A 17530-nucleotide genomic window follows, 5' to 3' on the forward strand; every position below is an offset into this window, starting at 1 on the left:
CGGGGCGGGGCGCGCCGCCGCCCCGTGAGGACCGACGCGCGTCGCGGGCCTCAAGTCCGGTCGCGCGCGGCCGATGGCGTGGGGAGCACCGCCGGACGCCGAACCGCATGCACGCGCTCCTGCCGAAGATCCCGACCTCGCCGCTGCCGCAGCGCGTGCTGCTGGTGGAGAACTCGCGCGCCTACACCCAGGTGGTCGCCGGCACGATCGAGAGCCGGCTCGAACTGCCGGTGACCGTGGCCGGCTCGCTGGCCGAAGCCGCGCAGGCGCTGGACGCGCACGACGACTGGTTCCTGGTGTTGACCGGCCTGGTGCTGGCCGACGGCGACCGCGATTCGGTGGTCGACTTCTTCCTGGCCCGCGGCCTGGCGACGGTCGTGGTCAGCGGCGTCTACGACCGCGAACTGCGCGACCGGCTGCTGCGGCGGCAGGTGATCGACTTCGTGCTCAAGAGCACGCCGGGCAGCCTGGACTACATCGTGTGGCTGGTGCAGCGGCTCGAGCGCAACCGGCGCATCTCGGCCCTGGTCGTCGACGACTCGGCCTCGGCGCGCGCGCGCACCGCCTGGCTGCTGGAGATGTTCGGCTACCGCGTCGTGCAGGCGGCCGAGGGCGACGCGGCGCTGCGTGCGCTCGAGGCCGACCCGACGATCCGCCTGGCGCTGATCGACCAGGAGATGCCCGGCATGCAGGGCGTGGAACTCACGCGACGCCTGCGCGCGCTGCGCGCCCGCGACCGGGTCGCGGTGATCGGCGTGTCGGGCTGCGAGGATGCCGACCTCGTCGCGCGCTTCCTCAAGAACGGGGCCAACGATTTCCTGCGCAAGCCGTATTCGCGCGAGGAGTTCTTCTGCCGCGTCTCGCAGAACGTCGACCAGCTCGAGCTCATCGGCAGCCTGCAGGACCTGGCGACGCGCGACTTCCTGACCGGCCTGCCCAACCGCCGGTGCTTCCTGGAGCGGGCCGAGCAGCAGCTGCCGGGGCTGCGCGATGGCGGCCTGCCGGTGGCGATGGCGATCCTCGACGTCGACCACTTCAAGCACATCAACGACAGCTGGGGCCACGAGACCGGCGACCACGCGCTGCGCGCGCTGGCCGCGGCGCTCTCGGCGCACGCGCGGCCGCAGGACCAGATCGCACGCTTCGGCGGCGAGGAGTTCTGCCTGCTGGTGCCCGGGCTCGGACCCGACGCGCTGGCCGCGTACTTCGACCGCCTGCGCGCCCGGGTCGAGGCCCTGCGGGTGCCGGTGCGCGGCGGCGATCTGCGCATGACGGTCAGCATCGGCGTGTGCGCCGCGTCCGCCGGCGACGACCTGCACCGGCTGCTGGCCGAGGCCGACCGCCGTCTCTATCTGGCCAAGGCGGGTGGCCGCAATCGCGTGGTGATCGCCGGCTGATCGCCTGCCGCGCGCCGCCGTGCGCGTCGGCTCCGGCCTGCGCGCGCAGGACCAGCCTGATCGCGCGATGTCGGCGGCGACCGATCTCGCGGCTGCTTGACCCAGGTCAATCGAACATGTGGTGATGTCCATCAGAATCTCCACCACATCTTGCGGTCGAGGGCTTCAGCAATGCCGATGGCACGTACCCGGGCGCCCGCCCTGATCGATCCGGTCGCCTCGATCGACGAGTACCTGAGCCGGGCGGACTGGCGGGTCAATGCCAATGCCAACCAGGGCTACTCGCTGGGTGGGCTGATCCTCAACGTCGCCGGCAAGGTCACCGCGAACTACTGGCTCGAACAGGTCTACCCGCCGCAGATCGGTCGCGCCCACCGCGAGGGCGACCTGCACATCCACGACCTGGACATGCTGTCGGGCTACTGCGCCGGCTGGTCGCTGCGCACGCTGCTGCACGAGGGCCTCAACGGCGTGCCCAACCGGGTCGAGGCCGGCCCGCCCCGGCACCTGTCGTCGGCGGTCGGGCAGATCGTCAACTTCCTGGGCACGCTGCAGAACGAATGGGCCGGCGCGCAGGCGTTCTCGTCGTTCGACACCTACATGGCGCCATTCGTGCGCAAGGACGCGCTGTCCTACGACGAGGTGCGCCAGTGCATCCAGGAACTGATCTACAACCTCAACGTGCCCTCGCGCTGGGGCACGCAGACGCCGTTCACCAACCTCACCTTCGACTGGGTCTGCCCGGAGGACCTGCGTACGCAGGTGCCGGTGATCGCCGGCGAGCCGATGCCGTTCGCCTACGGCGACCTGCAGGTCGAGATGGACATGATCAACCGCGCCTACATCGAGGTCATGAGCGCGGGCGACGCCAAGGGCCGGGTGTTCACGTTCCCGATCCCGACCTACAACATCACCGCCGACTTCCCGTGGGACTCGGAGAACGCGCAACGGCTGTTCGACATGACCGCCAAGTACGGCCTGCCGTACTTCCAGAACTTCATCAACTCCGAACTCGACCCGGGGATGATCCGCTCGATGTGCTGCCGCCTGCAGCTCGACCTGCGCGAACTGCTCAAGCGCGGCAACGGCCTGTTCGGCAGCGCCGAGCAGACCGGCAGCCTGGGTGTGGTGACGGTCAACTGCGCACGGCTGGGCTACCTGCACCGGGGCGACGAGGCGGCGCTGCTCGCACGGCTCGACGCACTGCTCGAACTGGGCCGGCGCAGCCTGGAGATCAAGCGTGAGGTGATCCAGCGGCTGATCGACGATGGCCTGTTCCCGTACACCAGGCGCTACCTGGGCACGCTGCGCAACCACTTCTCCACGCTCGGCGTGAACGGCATCAACGAGATGATCCGCAACTTCACCGGCGACGCCCACGACCTGACCAGCGACTGGGGCCACGCGTTCGCCGTGCGCCTGCTCGACCACGTCCGCGCACGCATGGTCGAGTTCCAGGAACGGACCGGCCACCTCTACAACCTCGAGGCCACGCCTGCCGAGGGCACGACCTACCGCTTCGCCAAGGAGGACCGCCGCCGCTGGCCGGACATCCTGCAGGCCGGCACCGACGCCCAGCCGTACTACACCAATTCCTCGCAGCTGCCGGTGGGCTTCACCGACGACCCTTTCGAGGCACTGGAGCGGCAGGAGGCGCTGCAGTCGCGCTACACCGGCGGCACCGTGCTGCACCTGTACATGGGCGAGCGGCTGTCGAGCGGTGATGCCTGCCGCGACCTGGTACGGCGCGCGCTGAGCCGCTTCCGGCTGCCCTACGTCACCGTGACCCCGACGTTCTCGATCTGTCCGACCCACGGCTACCTCGCCGGCGAACACCCGTTCTGCCCGCGCTGCGACGAGGAACGCCTGGCCGAGAAGCGCCGCGCGGTCGTCTGACGCCGTCGATCCGGGCGGCGTCGGTTCTCGCGCACCGACATCCGATGCCGACCGCTCCGCTGCTCACCACCACCACCCGAGGAGTGTTCCGCATGTCCAATGTCGCCCCCATCGCCCCCCCGACCCTGCGCGACGACGAGCGCCAGCGCTGCGAAGTCTGGACCCGCGTGATGGGCTATCACCGGCCCGTGTCCAGCTTCAACATCGGCAAGCGCGGCGAGCACGCCGAGCGTCGCTTCTTCGCCGAGCCCGGACGCCCGGCGCGCGCCGCGTGATCCGCATCGGCGGCATGACCGCCATGACCGGGATCGACTTTCCCGGTCGACTGGCGGCCGTGCTGTTCCTGCAGGGCTGCCCCTGGCGCTGCGGGTACTGCCACAACCCGGACCTGCTGCCGGCGCGCGGCGACGCCGAGATCCCCTGGGCGACGGTCGAGGCCTTCCTCCACCGACGCCGCGGGCTGCTCGACGGCGTCGTGTTCTCCGGTGGCGAACCGACGCTGCAGCCCGCGCTCGGCGACGCCGTCGCCGCCGTCCGCGGCCTGGGGTTCCAGGCCGCGCTGCACACCGGCGGCATGTACCCGGTGCGGCTGGCCGCGCTGCTGCCGTCGCTCGACTGGGTCGGCCTCGACATCAAGGCGTTGCCGGCGCGCAACGCCGAGGTCACGGCCGTGGCCGGCAGCGGCGAGCGCGTCTGGCGCTCGCTCGACCACGTCCTCGACAGCGGCACCGCCTACGAATGCCGCACGACCTGGCACCCGCGGCTGTATCCCGAGGACGAATTGCTGCGGCTGGCCGACGCGCTCGCCTCGCGCGGCGTGCGCCACTGGTCGCTGCAGCAATGCCGCGGCCCCCACTACCCGGCCGAGGAATGGCACCTGCACACCATCGACGCGCTCGCGGCGCGGTTCGAGCACTTCGTCCTGCGCCGGGCCTGAGAGAAAAGAAGCGCCCTTTCCGATCCGGGGATCGATCGCCGTCCGCCGCTCTCGCTCGATCAGCACCCGGTACGAAAGCCACGTCGTGCAGACCGCGTCTTCCGCCTTTCGATCCGCCGTCGCCCCGTATCCAGCGCCTGCCGGGTGCCGTGACCACCAAGCGGATATCGGGCCGCGACTGGGCACGGTACCCGGCAGGCGCCCACGCGGTCTCCCCAGCAGCCACGAGTGCGGCGTTCCCGATCACGCCCGCCCACATGCGATCCCGCCCACGCCTACAGTCGGCAGATACCGCACCGCTGCACCGCTCTCCGGTCCGCCGTTGCATCCGTATCCAGCGCCTGTCGGGTGCCGTGACCACCAAGCGGATATCGGGCCGCGACTGGGCACGGTACCCGGCAGGCCCGCGCGGTCTCCCCAGCAGCCACGAGTGCGGCGTTCCCGATCACGCCCACCCACATGCGATCCCGCCCACGCCTACAGTCGGCAGATACCGCACCGGGCACCGCTGCACCGCTCTCCGGTCCGCCGTTGCATCCGTATCCAGCGCCTGTCGGGTGCCGTGACCACCAAGCGGATATCGGGCCGCGACTGGGCGCGGTACCCGGCAGGCGCCCGCGCGGTCACCCAGCCGTCACCGTTGCGGCGTGCCCCGGTCATGCCCTCCGCACGCGCCAGATCACGAACAGGGCGCGGTGTCCGCCCCGCAGGCCGTCACGGCAAACGCACGGCAGCGTTCCACCCGCCCGCCATGGAGTTCGCCGGTCCCGGCCCCATCTCGCTGGGCATGCCCCCTCCAGGCCCGCCGATGATCCCGTATTCCGTTCTCGATCTTGCCCCCGTCACCGAAGGCTCGACGCCCGCCGACTCGTTCGCCCGCTCGCTCGACCTCGCCCGCCACGCCGAAGCCCTGGGCTATCGCCGCTACTGGCTGGCCGAGCACCACAACATGCCCGGCATCGCCAGCGCCGCGACCGCCGTGCTGATCGGCCACATCGCCGGCGGCACCTCGACGATCCGCGTCGGCGCCGGCGGCGTGATGCTGCCCAACCACGCCCCGCTGCAGGTCGCCGAACAGTTCGGCACGCTCGCCTCGCTGCACCCCGGGCGCATCGACCTCGGCCTGGGCCGCGCCCCCGGCACCGACCAGGCGACCACCCAGGCCCTGCGCCGCTACTACGCCGGCGCCGACGCCTTCCCGTCCGACGTCATGGAACTGCTGCGCTACTTCGAGCCCGCCAAGCCGGGCCAGCCCGTGCAGGCCGTGCCCGGCGCCGGGATGGACGTGCCGGTCTGGATCCTGGGCTCGAGCCTGTTCGGCGCGCAGCTGGCCGCCTCGCTCGGCCTGCCATACGCCTTCGCCTCCCATTTCGCTCCTGCCGCGATGACCGAGGCGCTCGCCCTGTACCACCGCGACTTCCGCCCGTCCAAGCGGCTGCAGCAGCCGCACGCGATGCTCGCGCTCAATGTCGTCGCCGCCGACACCCGGGCCGAGGCCCAGCGGCTGTTCACCACCCAGCAGCAGAGCTTCGTGCGCCTGCGCCGCGGCGCGCCCGGCCTGATCCCCCCGCCGATCGACGACATCGAGGCGTTCTGGAATCCGGCCGAGAAGGCCATGGTCGCCCAGGCGCTGGCCTGCTCGGTCGTCGGCGATCCGGCCGATGTGCGTGCGGGTATCGCCGATTTCGTCGCCCGGCATCGCCCCGACGAGTTGATGCTCACGGCCAATATCTTCGACCACGAGGCCCGCCGCCGCAGCTTCGCGCTCGCCGCCGAGGCGATGCGCCCGCTGTAGGCGCGCGCTGGCGCGCGATGGGGCTTGGCCGGGGACGCCCTCGCGCGCGAGCGCGCTCCTACGAAGCCGGGGCGCCGCCATCGCGGTTTCGCACTGGCCGCCGAGGCGATGCGTCCGTTGTAGGAGCGCGCTGGCGCGCGATGAGGCTTGGCCGGGGACGCCTTCGCGCGCGAGCGCGCTCCTACGGGGCTGGGGTGAGCCGCCGCGCGCATTGCCGGGCGGGCCGCCGCGGTTTCGCGCTGGCCGCCGAGGCGATGCGGCCGCTGTAGGCGCGCGCTGGCGCGCGAGGGGCTTGGCCCGGTGCACCCCTTCGCGCGCGCGGGCGCTCCTGCGGGGAGGGGGTGTGCCGCGGCGCCGGCATGATGCGATCATGCCCGGATGACCCAGGACCGCATCATCGCCGCCGACGCCACCCGCGAGGACGACGCCGTCGAGGCGAGCATCCGGCCGCAGCGGCTGGACGACTACCTCGGCCAGCAGCCGGTCCGCGAACAGCTGGCGATCTACATCGAGGCCGCCCGGCAGCGCCGCGAGGCGCTCGACCACGTGCTGGTGTTCGGGCCTCCGGGTCTGGGCAAGACCACGCTCAGCCACGTGATCGCCAACGAGCTGGGCGTGGCGCTGCGCGTGACCTCCGGCCCGGTGATCGAGAAGGCCGGCGACCTGGCCGCGCTGCTGACCAACCTGCAGCCGCACGACGTGCTCTTCATCGACGAGATCCACCGCCTGTCGCCGGTCGTGGAGGAGGTCCTGTACCCGGCGATGGAGGACTTCCAGCTCGACATCATGATCGGGGAGGGCCCCGCCGCACGCTCGATCAAGATCGACCTGCCGCCGTTCACGCTGATCGGCGCGACGACCCGCGCCGGCCTGCTGACCGCGCCGCTGCGCGACCGCTTCGGCATCGTCCAGCGGCTGGAGTTCTACAGCACCGAGGAGCTGACCCGCATCGTCCGGCGCTCGGCGCAGATCCTGGGCATGGCCTGCGAGGCCGACGGCGCGGCCGAGATCGCGCGGCGCGCCCGCGGCACCCCGCGCATCGCCAACCGCCTGCTGCGGCGGGTGCGCGACTACGCCCAGGTCCGCGCCGGTGGCCGCATCGACCACGCGGTCGCGCATGCCGCGATGCAGATGCTCAAGGTCGATCCGGAAGGCTTCGACGAACTCGACCGACGCCTGCTGCAGCTGATCATCGAGAACTTCGACGGCGGCCCGGTTGGCGTGGAGTCGATGGCCGCCGCGCTCAGCGAGGAACGCGGCACGCTCGAGGACGTGATCGAGCCGTACCTGATCCAGCAGGGCTTCCTGGTGCGGACCGCGCGCGGGCGCATGGCCACGCGCAAGGCGTACCTGCATCTGGGGCTGACGCCGAGGCCGCGGGAGTCGGGATCGGGGGTTGGGGATTCGGGCGCGTTGTTCTGATCCCCGAGCGCCATCGGACAATGTAACCGACCTTGAAACAGACCTCATGACCGCCCAATCCCGAATCCCCGATCCCGAATCGCCAGCATTCAGTTGGCCGACACGCGTCTACTGGGAAGATACCGACGCCGGCGGGGTGGTCTACCACGCGCAGTACGTCGCCTTCATGGAGCGCGCACGCAGCGAGTGGTTACGTGCCCACGGCCACGGGCAGGCGTCGCTGCGCGATGCGCACGGCACGGTGTTCGCGGTGCGTGCGATGCGGATCGACTTCCGCGCCCCCGCGCGGCTCGACGACGCGCTCGAGATCGGCGTGGCGCTGCGCCAGTGCCGGCGCGCGAGCGCGGTGTTCGCGCAGCAGGTCCGCCGCGACGGCGTGCTGCTGGTCGATGCCGAGGTGCGCGTGGCGGCGCTGTCGGCGGACGATTTCCGCCCGCGCGCGCTGCCCGATGCGCTGTACACACAACTCAAGTCACTCGAAACGTCAGCGGAGTAATCCTGGATGAGCCCAATGCCCGTGCTGTTGCAGTCCGCCGCCCAGGTGCAGGCCCTGCCCGAGGAGACCGCCGCCGGCGCCACCGAGCTGGCGAACAGCGGGGCCGCTGCCGCCGCGACCGCGCCGCTGCCCAACGACCTGAGCATCCTCGACCTGATCCTGCACGCCTCGATCCCGGTGCAGCTGGTGATGCTGCTGCTGTTGCTGGCTTCGATTTCCTCGTGGGTCATCATCTTCCGCAAGAAGCGCATGCTCGACCGCGCCGAGAAGGAGGCCGACCGCTTCGAGGAGCGCTTCTGGTCGGGTGCCGAGATCGGCAAGCTCTACAGCTCGGCGACCGAGCGCAACCGTGAGATCGAGGGCCTGGAGGCGATCTTCGAGGCCGGCTACCGCGAATACTCGCGCCAGCGCCAGCGTCGCGGCATCGACAGCCGTACCCAGCTCGAAGGCGCGCAGCGCGGCATGCGCGTGGCCGGCGCCCGCGAACTCGACGGCCTGGAGCGCAACCTGGAATTCCTGGCCAACGTCGGCTCGATCGCGCCGTACGTCGGCCTGCTGGGCACGGTGTGGGGCATCATGATCTCCTTCCACGGCCTGGCCAGCGTCAAGGAGGCGACCATCGCCACCGTCGCGCCGGGCATCTCCGAGGCGCTGATCGCGACCGCGATGGGCCTGTTCGCGGCGATTCCCGCGGTGTGGGCCTACAACCGCTTCGCGACCAAGGTCGAGCGCATCGCCACGCGCTACGAGGCCTTCTCCGACGAGTTCTCCTCGATCCTCGAACGTCAGACCGGCGCCGACTGATCCCCGTCGCGCCGGGCGGTCGCTGGACCGTCCACGAACCCGGACCCCGCCATGTCGTCGATCTCCCTCCGCCGTTCGAAGCGGCGCAAGCTCAAGAACGAAATCAACGTCGTGCCCTACATCGACGTGATGCTGGTGCTGCTGATCATCTTCATGGTCACCACGCCGCTGATGAACCTGGGCACCGACATCAATCTGCCCGATTCGCGCGCCAAGTCGCTCGGCACGCCGAAGGACCCGGTGGTCGTCAGCGTCTACCCCGACGGGCAGCTGGCGCTGATGGTCGAGCAGCAGAACACCTCGGTCACGCGCGAGGACCTGGTCGCGCGGCTGCGCGGTATCCACACGCGGAACCCGGAGGCGACGATCCTCGTCAACGGCGACGGGGCGGCCAGCTACCAGCGCATCATGAACGCCATCGACCTCATCAACGAGGCCGGCATCTCCAAGGTCAGCCTGATCAGCCGCCCGCAGGAGGGCGCGAACTGAATGCGTGAATCGCGCACCGACGACGCGGTGGCGATCGGACTGGCGATCCTGGTCCATGTGCTGCTGTTCGGGCTGATCCTGCTCGGCGCGCTGTGGAGCGCCTCGTCGCGCCCGACCGCGGCCGCCGGCTCGCCGGTCTCGGCCGACGTCGTCGATCCCGACGCGCTGAGCGCGGCCGACCGGCGCGCACTCGCCAGCCGGCCCGAGCCTGTCGCCGAGCCGGTGCCCGAACCCGCGCCGGAACCGGCGCCCGAGCCGACCCCGGAGCCCGTCGTCGAACCGCTGCCCGAACCGGATCCCGAGCCGGTCGCCGCGCCGCCGCAGCCGCTGCCCGAGCCGCGCCCCGAGGATGCGGTCGAGCGCCGCCAGCCGGCGCCGCAGGAGATCGTGCCCAAGCCCGACACCGTGTCCCAGGACGCCGTGCGCCGCGAGGCGCAGGCTGCCGAGGCGCGCGAGAAGGAGCAGGAAGAGAAGCGCCGGCAGGCGCAGATCGAGCTGGCCGAGCAGCAGAAGCAGCAGGAGGCCGAGGAGAAGCGCCGACTCGCCCGCCAGGAACTGGAGAAGCTGCGCGCCGAGCGCGAGAAGACCCAGCGCGAGGCGCGCCTGGCCGAGCAGCGGCTCAAGCAGATCGCCGATCGCGAAGCGCGCCAGGCCGCAGATCGCGCGGCCGCGTCCGCCGCGTCGGCGGCCTCGTCCGCCAGCCCGCCGCCGGGCCGCCCGGACGGCGACAGCGGGCTGGCCGCCAAGTACGCGGCCGCCATCCAGGAAGCGGTGCGCCGCAACTGGCGCCGGCCCGACAACGTGCAACTGGGGCAGCGCTGCCGCCTGTACATCACCCAGCTGCCGGGCGGCGAGGTCATCAACGTCGAGTTCGACCCCTCGTGTCCCTACGACGCCCAGGGCCGGCGTTCGGTCGAGGCGGCCGTCCGCGCCGCCGAGCCGCTGCCGTACGCCGGCTTCGAGCCGGTGTTCAACCGCCGGCTCAACTTCAACTTCACTGCGCAGGATTGAGGCCGGCGCGCGGCCGCGCCGTCCCGCTGCCCGGTCCGGCATGGCACAGCGCGGCGCGTGCCGTCGTCCGGTGTCCGCGTGGTCCAGGCCTTCACCTCGCAGGGCGGATGATTGTTCGTCCGTTCATCCAGGGCGGCGGCGCAGCGGCCAAGCTCCCCGCATTCTTTTCCTTCGACCCGGTAACCCGATGAAGCCCATCCTGATCCGTTGTCTGATCGCCCTGTTCGCGCTCGCGCTGCCGATGATGGCCAGTGCGCAGCAACAGGGCCTGGAGATCGACATCACCGGCGGCAGCGCGCAGGCGATGCCGATCGCGGTCGTCCCGATGCCCTACCAGGGCAGCGGCACCGCCCCCGACACCGACGTGGCTGCGGTGATCCGCGCCGACCTCGACCGGTCCGGCCAGTTCCGCTCGCTGCCCGAGCGCGACATCGTCGAGCGCCCGACCCGCGGCAGCGAGGTCCAGTACCCGACCTGGCGCGCGCTGCGCCAGGACTTCCTCGTCGTGGGCCGGGTCGTCGACGCGGGCGGCGGCAGCTACCGGGTCGAGTACGAGCTGTTCGACGTCGCCAAGCAGGAACGCATGCTCGGCCTGGCGATGACCGCCCGCGCCAACGCCATGCGCGACGTCGCCCACCAGATGGCCGACGCGATCTACGAGAAGATCACCGGCGTGCGCGGCGCGTTCTGGACCCGCATCGCCTACGTGACCCAGACCGGGGTGGCGCAGAGCGCCCGCTACGCGCTGGTCGTCGCCGATTCCGACGGCCACAACCCGCAGACCGTGGTGCGCTCCAACGAGCCGCTGCTGTCGCCGGCCTGGAGCCCGGACGGCCGCCGCATCGCCTACGTGAGCTTCGAGCGCGGCAACTCGGCGATCTACATCCAGGACATCTCGACCGGCGGCCGCGAGCTGGTCTCCAGCTTCCGCGGCATCAACGGCGCGCCGGCGTTCTCGCCCGACGGCCGCCGCCTGGCGCTGTCGCTCTCGCGCAGCGGCAATCCCGAGATCTACGTCATGGACCTGGGCAGCAAGGCCCTGACCCAGGTCACCAACCACTTCGCGATCGACACCTCGCCGGTCTGGGCGCACGACGGTGCCAGCCTGTACTTCATCTCCGACCGCGGCGGTCGCCCGCAGGTCTACCAGGCGCCGGTCGGCGGCGGCAACGCCACCCGCGTGACCTTCGAGGGCAGCTACAACGCCGACCCCTCGGTCTCCTTCGATGGCAAGAAAATCGTCGTGGCGCAAGGGTCGGGCAACGTGTACCGTATTGCACTGCTGGATCGCAGCCTGGGGTCGCCCCGCTGGTCCACGCTGTCGCCCGGATCGCTCGACGAATCGCCGAGTTTCGCTCCGAACGCCGGCATGGTCCTGTACGCGGCGCGCGAGGGGCGTAGGGGTGTGCTGTACGCGGTCTCTTCGGACGGCCGGGTACGCCAGCGCCTCGTCCTCGCCGATGGTGATGTGCGCGAACCGGCATGGGGTCCGTTCCGGGAACAGCGCTGACGCTGCCTGCACGTCCTTAACAACAATACTCACTGCCCTGATTCGACATAACCAAGGATCGACGAGATGAAGACGACCACCCGTGTGATGCTGGCAGCGCTGCTTTGCACCGCCGCCGTCGCGTGCTCCAAGAAGGTGAAGGAAGAGGCGCCGGTCGACACCGGTCCGTCCACGGGCACGGTCGCCCCGACCGCACCGACTGCGGCGGGTGCCTACACGCCGGCCGACCTCGACAGCGACGCCTGCCTGCGTCAGCGCGTCGTCTACTTCGATCTCGATCAGGACTCGCTGCGTCCGGAGTTCCAGGCGATCGTCAGCTGCCACGCCAAGTACCTGCGTGACCGCACCTCGTCCCGCATCTCGCTCGAAGGCCACGCCGACGAGCGCGGCAGCCGCGAGTACAACCAGGGCCTGGGCGAGCGTCGCGGCAACGGCGTGTCCTCGGCGCTGCAGGCCAATGGCGGTTCGGCCGCCCAGCTGGCCGTCGTGAGCTACGGCGAAGAGCGTCCGGTCTGCACCGAGTCGAACGAGGATTGCTGGGCCCGCAATCGTCGCGTCGAGATCATCTACACCGCCCGCTGATGCGCTCGATGCGTCACTGGCTGGTCCTCCCAGTTGCGTTCGCGGCGACCCTCGTGGTCGCCGCGCCCGCATCCGCGCAGCGCGCGAGCCTGTCCGACCGCGTCGCCGCGCTCGAGGCCCGCGCCGGGGATACCAGCGCGAACATGGACCTGCTCAACCAGGTCAATCAGCTGCGGCAGGAACTGGTCGCCCTGCGCTCGCAGGTCGAGGAACTGCAGCAGCAGAACGAACAACTCAAGAACAGCAGCCGCAGCCAGTACCTCGACATCGACGGCCGGCTCAACCGGCTCGAGGGTACGGGCGGCGGCGCAGGCGGCATGGAACTGCCCGAGCTCGGTCCAGGCGCGGTCGGTACCGCGCCCGCGCCGGCCCAGGGCGGTACCGGCACGCCCCCGTCGGCCGCACCGTCGGCCCCCGCGCAGGCGCCTGCCGACGAGCGCGGCGCCTACGAGCAGGCGTTCGCCGCGCTGCGCAACGGCGACTATGCCGAATCGGCGACGCTGTTCCAGGCCTTCCTGTCCCAGTACCCGCAGGGCAGCTACGCGCCCAACGCCCTGTACTGGCTGGGCGAGAGCTACTACGTCACGCAGAACTATGCGCTGGCGGAGGAACAGTTCCGCGCACTGTTGCAACGCTATCCGACCAGCGACAAGGCGCCGGGCGCCCTGCTCAAGGTCGGCCTGTCGCAGTACGGCCTGAAGAACCTGGAAGCGGCCGAGGCCACGCTGGCCGAGGTCGGCAAGCAGTATCCGGGCAGCGACGCCGCCCGCACCGCCGCCGACCGGCTGCGCGCGATCCAGCTCTCGCGCCTGCGCTGATCCGATGACCGCCGTCGCGCCCGATGCGGTCGCCGCATCCGCGGCCGACCGGCTCAAGCTCACCGAGATCTTCCTGTCGCTGCAGGGCGAGGCCCGCGACGCGGGCTGGCCCACGGTGTTCGTCCGCCTGACCGGCTGTCCGCTGCGCTGCAGCTACTGCGATACCGCCTATGCCTTCCACGGCGGCGACTGGTGGACGATCGACGCGATCCTCGACGAGGTCGCCCGCCACGGCGTGCGCCACGTCTGCGTGACCGGCGGCGAGCCGCTGGCGCAGAAGCGCTGCATCGGCCTGCTGCAGCGTCTGTGCGACGCCGGCTACCAGGTCTCGCTGGAGACCTCGGGCGCGCTCGACGTGTCCGCGGTCGATCCGCGCGTGAGCCGCGTCGTCGACATCAAGACGCCCGGCTCCGACGAGGCCCACCGCAACCTGTGGGACAACCTCGCGCTGCTGACCGCGCACGACCAGATCAAGTGCGTGATCTGCTCGCGCGCCGACTACGAATGGGCCCGCGATCTTGTCCTCGAGCGTGGCCTGCACCAGCGCTGCGACGTGCTGTTCTCGCCGAGCAAGGGCGAGATCTCCGCGCGCGACCTCGCCGACTGGATCGTCGCCGACCGCCTGCCGGTGAAGTTCCAGATGCAGCTTCACAAGTTGCTGTGGAACGACGAGCCGGGGCGGTAGCCGCGCATCGCGCGGGAATCGGGCGACGGGATCCGTCGAATCGTCCGGGCGTCCCGCGCGAGGCCCGGTCCTCGTTGCCGCGCCTGCTAGGCTTTCCCGTCCCACGACTCCCCATGCTCGAATTCCGATCCCCATGAAGAACGCCGTCGTCCTGTTGTCCGGAGGCATGGATTCCGCCGCCGTCGTCGCCATTGCCCGCGAACAGGGCTTCGCGGTGCATGCGCTGAGCGTGCGCTACGGGCAGCGGCATACCTCCGAGCTCGACGCCGCCGCGCGCGTCGCGGCGGCGCTGGGCGCGGTCGCGCACAAGACCGTCGACGTCGACCTGCGCGCGTTCGGCGGTTCTGCGCTGACCGACGACATCGAGGTCCCCGAGGCCGGCAGCGCGGGCATCCCGGTCACCTACGTGCCGGCCCGCAACACGATCATGCTGTCGCTGGCCCTGGGCTGGGCGGAAGTGATCGGCGCCGCCGACCTGTTCTGCGGCGTCAACGCGGTCGACTACTCCGGCTATCCGGACTGCCGGCCGGAGTTCGTCGCGGCGTTCGAGCGGCTGGCCAACCTGGCGACCAAGGCGGGCGTCGAGGGCGCCGGTATCCGCGTCCACGCACCGCTGCAGCACATGAGCAAGGCCGACATCGTCCGCGAGGGCCTGCGCCTGGGCGTGGACTTCGGGCTGACCGTCTCTTGCTACCGCGCCGACGCGCAGGGCCGCGCCTGCGGCCACTGCGACGCCTGTCGCCTCCGCGCCGACGGCTTCGCCGCCGCGGGCGCGGCCGATCCGACGCACTACGTGCCGACCGTCGCCGGCTGAGCCGGCGGTCGCGTCGCGGCCGTTTCCGGCCACTTGCCGGGCGCGCGGCGTCCCGCATCGCTCGCCGCTGGCAGGATTGGCGATGCGGACGAGCAGCCAACTCCTGCCTCACCTGGCGTCGCTGTCGAGGCCGTCCGTCGGCTTCCACGCGTAACGCGCGGATGTGCACCGCGACGTGCCTGTCACGGCGCATCCGTACCGTGGGCACGGACTCCACACGCGGACACCACCGATGCCCCTGACCGACGACCAGCTGCGGATCCTGCGCGACATCGAGGCCACCACGCCGATCACCGAGGGCGAGACCGACTGGGCCGTGCGCGCCGGCTATGCCGTGCTGGCCGAGGACGGCGACATCGACCTGACCGACCAGGGGCGCGAGCTCGTCGGCGGCCCCCGCGCGTAGGGGCGCAACCGGCCGCGCAGTCGCTGCAGACGACGGCCCCGGTCCGGTACAATGCGCCTCCGGCCTGCGCCGGCGCCGCCGAAAGGCGGCCGTGTCCCGCCGCATCGACGGCCCGGACACGATGACCGGGCGGCCCGCCGCCCGTCGATGGGTCGTTAGCTCAGTCGGTAGAGCATCGGACTTTTAATCCGCTGGTCGATGGTTCGAATCCATCACGACCCACCATTATAATCAAGCACTTAGCAACTAGCTTCTGCCTGCCTCCGTAATGATCTCCGTAATTGCGGTGCAAGACGCACGCTCCGTTGGCGAATTCGGTTAGCATTCCCGGCTAAGTGGCCGCTCATCGGGGAGCGTGCCGGAGTAGACCGCCTATGCCGCCGATCGAACAGCCTGGCGCGAACGAGCTGCTGAAATTTCGCTCGGACAATGTAGATAGGTTCGAGCGCGGACTTGTTCGGCAGTTGGTTTGTGAGCTTCGCTTTCCTACCCTGATTGATCTCGTGACTTCCAAACCGCCATCGTCGGTTGTGAAGGCTCTCCGAAAGACCTATCCACGCCTTGAGGTAAGCCAAGAGGTTACGGTCAACTTAGGTTTAGGTACGGCGGAGGACCACAAGTCCCATATCTTCCGTGCCACGAAAAGCGGTTGGCTGGCGACGATAAAGCACAGCTCGGTTTCGATCGAGAACTCAGGTTACGACGGCTATGCCGATCTGCGGCGCCGTGTATTGCAATTGGTCTCGGCAGTCGAGGAGATCATCGAGTCTGACGTGTGGACGAGAGTCGGCCTCCGATATATCAACGCGATCGACGTGCATGGCGATCCGGCGGAGGGGTGGGTAAACGACGCCCTTGTCGGGCCACTACAGTCGGACGCATTTGCAGTGGTTTCTGACTACAGTGGTCGCATTGCGTCGGCTGTTGATGGGGGCGGCTGCTTGCTGCAGCACGGCCTTCGGTTCAATGAGGACCAATCCGGCGCCGAGAACCAGTACATGACATATGTGTTCGATTTTGACGTGTATCGGAATGAAGTAGCCGTACAAGACACTGCCGCGGCGCTCGATGATATTCACGCGCAAGCCTTTAATCTTTTCGATTGGTGCCTTGGTCCCAAGGCCCGCGAACAGCTCTCCGCAACCAAGTGAGTGCTATGGACAGCATGGACATGAGCCCCGTTACCGCATGGGTGACGCCGGCACAGGAACGTCGAGCGCCGAAAGCGTGGAAGCCGTTTTTGTATAGCGGATTTATCGGTGATGGCAGCCCTGCTCGGTCCGATAATTTCATGGGATCAGCACTTGTGGTCCGAGACAGTTCTAGCGGCGCTCCTGAATTCACTCCCATGGTCATGGCCATAGGGGAAAAGGCTAAGCCAGTCAGTGCTGGAAGGCTGTCTGCCAGTTCAGCGGAGCATCTCGGCAACCGCCGCATAGCCCTTCTTCGAATGGTTCGAAACAGTCCTAAGCCTTCGTCCGAGGTTCTTCGACGGATAGAAATGGTCGAGCAGAAACTTGCGCGGGAGTCCCCGCGAGTTACCGAGGGTCAGCTCAACGCGCTTGAGAACTCGGCAAGTATTGTTGCGCGAAGTCGTGCGAATTCCGCAGCACGCGCAGAGTTGCTCAAGTCTGTTAAGTGAAGGTCTTTCGCTACCCGCAGGAGCGACATGTTCGCTCTTACAAACCCAAAAAATTCAAGCGCTATCAGACGTACAAGAAGTTTGTGCGTCGAGAGTTTCAGCGGACGTGCGTTTACTGCCGCCAGCCGGACTCTTCTGCGCCTAATCTGAACTTCGGGGTCGACCACTTCCGGCCTAAGGCAGACAGCCGATTTGCCGCGCTGCTCAACGAGTACAGCAATCTCTACTACTGTTGTGCGGGCTGCAACTCGCGCAAGGGAAACTATTGGCCTGCTACGCCTGCAGAACCGATGTTTGTGAACCCTTGCGATGACGTCATGTCTCGCCATCTCAAATTTGAAGCCGCTAGCGGAGAGATCAAGGCTCTGTCTGATAGCGGCTTACATATGGAAGAACTCCTAGAGCTGAACTCTCCGGAGAATGTGGCGTATCGACGGAGTACGCTTCGAATTATGAGTCTCATCGAGTCTCAGATTGCGACCTTGCTCTCGGAGCGGACTAAATTCGAAGACGCGCTGCGGCGATCGGGGCCGAATACGGCGGTTTCCGAAGCGCTAAACGATATTGAGGCTGAGCTGCAGGAACTCAGGTTGGACCTATCGAGGCAGAATGGATCGGCTCCTCTTCCGCCTGTTCGAAACACCGTGCTTGGAGTGACGGTAGCTAGCTGACCGATACTTCAGGCTGATGGCGCCACCTCCGGCACCGACTTGTCGTAGGTCTTCATCATCTGCTCGGTGAGCCCGAGCGCCTGCTGCTTCTCGGCGAACGTGCCGGGCGTGTCGGAGCCGCCCTTGCGCTTGAGGTCGTGCAGGCCGAAGCGCTG

General features: G+C 69.2%; 18 protein-coding genes and 1 tRNA gene. All 19 read left to right on the forward strand.

Annotated features, from left to right (window positions below; all coding sequences use genetic code 11):
* The first annotated feature begins 107 nt into the window (after nucleotides 1-107).
* The 19 genes from WQ56_RS10615 to WQ56_RS18690 all read left to right on the forward strand — a co-directional run bounded on the left by WQ56_RS10615 (nucleotide 108) and on the right by WQ56_RS18690 (nucleotide 17375).
* A complete protein-coding gene (locus WQ56_RS10615) occupies nucleotides 108-1397 on the forward strand; it encodes a diguanylate cyclase (protein ID WP_047137081.1) in 1290 nt (429 codons plus the stop codon).
* A 177-nt stretch (nucleotides 1398-1574) separates the two neighbouring features.
* On the forward strand, nucleotides 1575-3293 hold the full coding sequence (locus WQ56_RS10620; RefSeq protein ID WP_231583396.1) for a ribonucleoside triphosphate reductase: 1719 nt from the start codon (nucleotides 1575-1577) through the stop codon (nucleotides 3291-3293).
* 92 nt (nucleotides 3294-3385) lie between these two features.
* Complete coding sequence (nrdD, locus tag WQ56_RS10625; protein ID WP_047137108.1) at nucleotides 3386-3568, forward strand: anaerobic ribonucleoside-triphosphate reductase; 183 nt, start codon at nucleotides 3386-3388, stop codon at nucleotides 3566-3568.
* Between the two features lie 14 nt (nucleotides 3569-3582).
* The gene (locus WQ56_RS10630) at nucleotides 3583-4230 is read left to right on the forward strand and encodes an anaerobic ribonucleoside-triphosphate reductase activating protein (protein WP_047137109.1); all 648 of its coding nucleotides are present in this window, start codon (nucleotides 3583-3585) and stop codon (nucleotides 4228-4230) included.
* Nucleotides 4231-5038: 808 nt separating this feature from the next.
* A complete protein-coding gene (locus WQ56_RS10635) occupies nucleotides 5039-6025 on the forward strand; it encodes an LLM class flavin-dependent oxidoreductase (RefSeq protein ID WP_047137082.1) in 987 nt (328 codons plus the stop codon).
* Between the two features lie 378 nt (nucleotides 6026-6403).
* Entirely contained in the window at nucleotides 6404-7447 is a 1044-nt protein-coding gene (gene ruvB / locus WQ56_RS10640; RefSeq protein ID WP_047137083.1) for a Holliday junction branch migration DNA helicase RuvB, read from the forward strand.
* A gap of 46 nt (nucleotides 7448-7493) precedes the next feature.
* Nucleotides 7494-7943 carry a tol-pal system-associated acyl-CoA thioesterase gene (gene ybgC, locus WQ56_RS10645; RefSeq protein ID WP_047137084.1) on the forward strand — a complete coding sequence of 150 codons (450 nt, stop codon included), beginning with the start codon at nucleotides 7494-7496 and terminating at the stop codon, nucleotides 7941-7943.
* A 6-nt stretch (nucleotides 7944-7949) separates the two neighbouring features.
* Nucleotides 7950-8747 (forward strand): protein TolQ, encoded by a 798-nt coding sequence (gene tolQ, locus WQ56_RS10650; RefSeq protein ID WP_231583398.1) that lies wholly within the window; start codon nucleotides 7950-7952, stop codon nucleotides 8745-8747.
* Between the two features lie 51 nt (nucleotides 8748-8798).
* Nucleotides 8799-9236, forward strand: a complete 438-nt coding sequence (tolR, locus tag WQ56_RS10655; RefSeq protein ID WP_047137086.1) for a protein TolR — start codon at nucleotides 8799-8801, stop codon at nucleotides 9234-9236.
* On the forward strand, nucleotides 9237-10247 hold the full coding sequence (gene tolA / locus WQ56_RS10660; RefSeq protein WP_047137087.1) for a cell envelope integrity protein TolA: 1011 nt from the start codon (nucleotides 9237-9239) through the stop codon (nucleotides 10245-10247).
* Between the two features lie 187 nt (nucleotides 10248-10434).
* Nucleotides 10435-11757, forward strand: a complete 1323-nt coding sequence (tolB, locus tag WQ56_RS10665; protein ID WP_047137088.1) for a Tol-Pal system beta propeller repeat protein TolB — start codon at nucleotides 10435-10437, stop codon at nucleotides 11755-11757.
* A 66-nt stretch (nucleotides 11758-11823) separates the two neighbouring features.
* Entirely contained in the window at nucleotides 11824-12339 is a 516-nt protein-coding gene (pal, locus tag WQ56_RS10670; RefSeq protein ID WP_047137089.1) for a peptidoglycan-associated lipoprotein Pal, read from the forward strand.
* 8 nt (nucleotides 12340-12347) lie between these two features.
* The gene (ybgF, locus tag WQ56_RS10675; RefSeq protein ID WP_047137110.1) at nucleotides 12348-13157 is read left to right on the forward strand and encodes a tol-pal system protein YbgF; all 810 of its coding nucleotides are present in this window, start codon (nucleotides 12348-12350) and stop codon (nucleotides 13155-13157) included.
* A gap of 4 nt (nucleotides 13158-13161) precedes the next feature.
* Entirely contained in the window at nucleotides 13162-13842 is a 681-nt protein-coding gene (gene queE, locus WQ56_RS10680; RefSeq protein WP_047137090.1) for a 7-carboxy-7-deazaguanine synthase QueE, read from the forward strand.
* A gap of 133 nt (nucleotides 13843-13975) precedes the next feature.
* Entirely contained in the window at nucleotides 13976-14656 is a 681-nt protein-coding gene (gene queC, locus WQ56_RS10685; RefSeq protein ID WP_047137091.1) for a 7-cyano-7-deazaguanine synthase QueC, read from the forward strand.
* A 232-nt stretch (nucleotides 14657-14888) separates the two neighbouring features.
* Nucleotides 14889-15062: a hypothetical protein gene (locus WQ56_RS19085; RefSeq protein ID WP_197076478.1), complete on the forward strand. Its 174-nt coding sequence runs from the start codon at nucleotides 14889-14891 to the stop codon at nucleotides 15060-15062.
* A 149-nt stretch (nucleotides 15063-15211) separates the two neighbouring features.
* A tRNA-Lys gene (locus tag WQ56_RS10690) sits at nucleotides 15212-15287 on the forward strand.
* 149 nt (nucleotides 15288-15436) lie between these two features.
* Nucleotides 15437-16213 carry a TIGR04255 family protein gene (locus WQ56_RS18135; RefSeq protein ID WP_082132342.1) on the forward strand — a complete coding sequence of 259 codons (777 nt, stop codon included), beginning with the start codon at nucleotides 15437-15439 and terminating at the stop codon, nucleotides 16211-16213.
* A 487-nt stretch (nucleotides 16214-16700) separates the two neighbouring features.
* Nucleotides 16701-17375 carry an HNH endonuclease gene (locus WQ56_RS18690; RefSeq protein ID WP_156170503.1) on the forward strand — a complete coding sequence of 225 codons (675 nt, stop codon included), beginning with the start codon at nucleotides 16701-16703 and terminating at the stop codon, nucleotides 17373-17375.
* Nucleotides 17376-17530 lie beyond the last annotated feature (155 nt).

It is taken from the genome of Luteimonas sp. FCS-9, assembly GCF_001014645.1.
GTDB lineage: Bacteria > Pseudomonadota > Gammaproteobacteria > Xanthomonadales > Xanthomonadaceae > Luteimonas.

Excerpts from the sequence above, each read along its gene's own strand:
- WQ56_RS10615 (WP_047137081.1), top strand. The coding sequence starts at position 108 with ATGCACGCGCTCCTGCCGAAGATCCCGACCTCGCCGCTGCCGCAGCGC.
- WQ56_RS10620 (WP_231583396.1), top strand. The coding sequence starts at position 1,575 with ATGGCACGTACCCGGGCGCCCGCCCTGATCGATCCGGTCGCCTCGATC.
- nrdD (WP_047137108.1), top strand. The coding sequence starts at position 3,386 with ATGTCCAATGTCGCCCCCATCGCCCCCCCGACCCTGCGCGACGACGAG.
- WQ56_RS10630 (WP_047137109.1), top strand. The coding sequence starts at position 3,583 with ATGACCGCCATGACCGGGATCGACTTTCCCGGTCGACTGGCGGCCGTG.
- WQ56_RS10635 (WP_047137082.1), top strand. The coding sequence starts at position 5,039 with ATGATCCCGTATTCCGTTCTCGATCTTGCCCCCGTCACCGAAGGCTCG.
- ruvB (WP_047137083.1), top strand. The coding sequence starts at position 6,404 with ATGACCCAGGACCGCATCATCGCCGCCGACGCCACCCGCGAGGACGAC.
- ybgC (WP_047137084.1), top strand. The coding sequence starts at position 7,494 with ATGACCGCCCAATCCCGAATCCCCGATCCCGAATCGCCAGCATTCAGT.
- tolQ (WP_231583398.1), top strand. The coding sequence starts at position 7,950 with ATGAGCCCAATGCCCGTGCTGTTGCAGTCCGCCGCCCAGGTGCAGGCC.
- tolR (WP_047137086.1), top strand. The coding sequence starts at position 8,799 with ATGTCGTCGATCTCCCTCCGCCGTTCGAAGCGGCGCAAGCTCAAGAAC.
- tolA (WP_047137087.1), top strand. The coding sequence starts at position 9,237 with ATGCGTGAATCGCGCACCGACGACGCGGTGGCGATCGGACTGGCGATC.
- tolB (WP_047137088.1), top strand. The coding sequence starts at position 10,435 with ATGAAGCCCATCCTGATCCGTTGTCTGATCGCCCTGTTCGCGCTCGCG.
- pal (WP_047137089.1), top strand. The coding sequence starts at position 11,824 with ATGAAGACGACCACCCGTGTGATGCTGGCAGCGCTGCTTTGCACCGCC.
- ybgF (WP_047137110.1), top strand. The coding sequence starts at position 12,348 with ATGCGTCACTGGCTGGTCCTCCCAGTTGCGTTCGCGGCGACCCTCGTG.
- queE (WP_047137090.1), top strand. The coding sequence starts at position 13,162 with ATGACCGCCGTCGCGCCCGATGCGGTCGCCGCATCCGCGGCCGACCGG.
- queC (WP_047137091.1), top strand. The coding sequence starts at position 13,976 with ATGAAGAACGCCGTCGTCCTGTTGTCCGGAGGCATGGATTCCGCCGCC.
- WQ56_RS19085 (WP_197076478.1), top strand. The coding sequence starts at position 14,889 with ATGCCCCTGACCGACGACCAGCTGCGGATCCTGCGCGACATCGAGGCC.
- WQ56_RS18135 (WP_082132342.1), top strand. The coding sequence starts at position 15,437 with ATGCCGCCGATCGAACAGCCTGGCGCGAACGAGCTGCTGAAATTTCGC.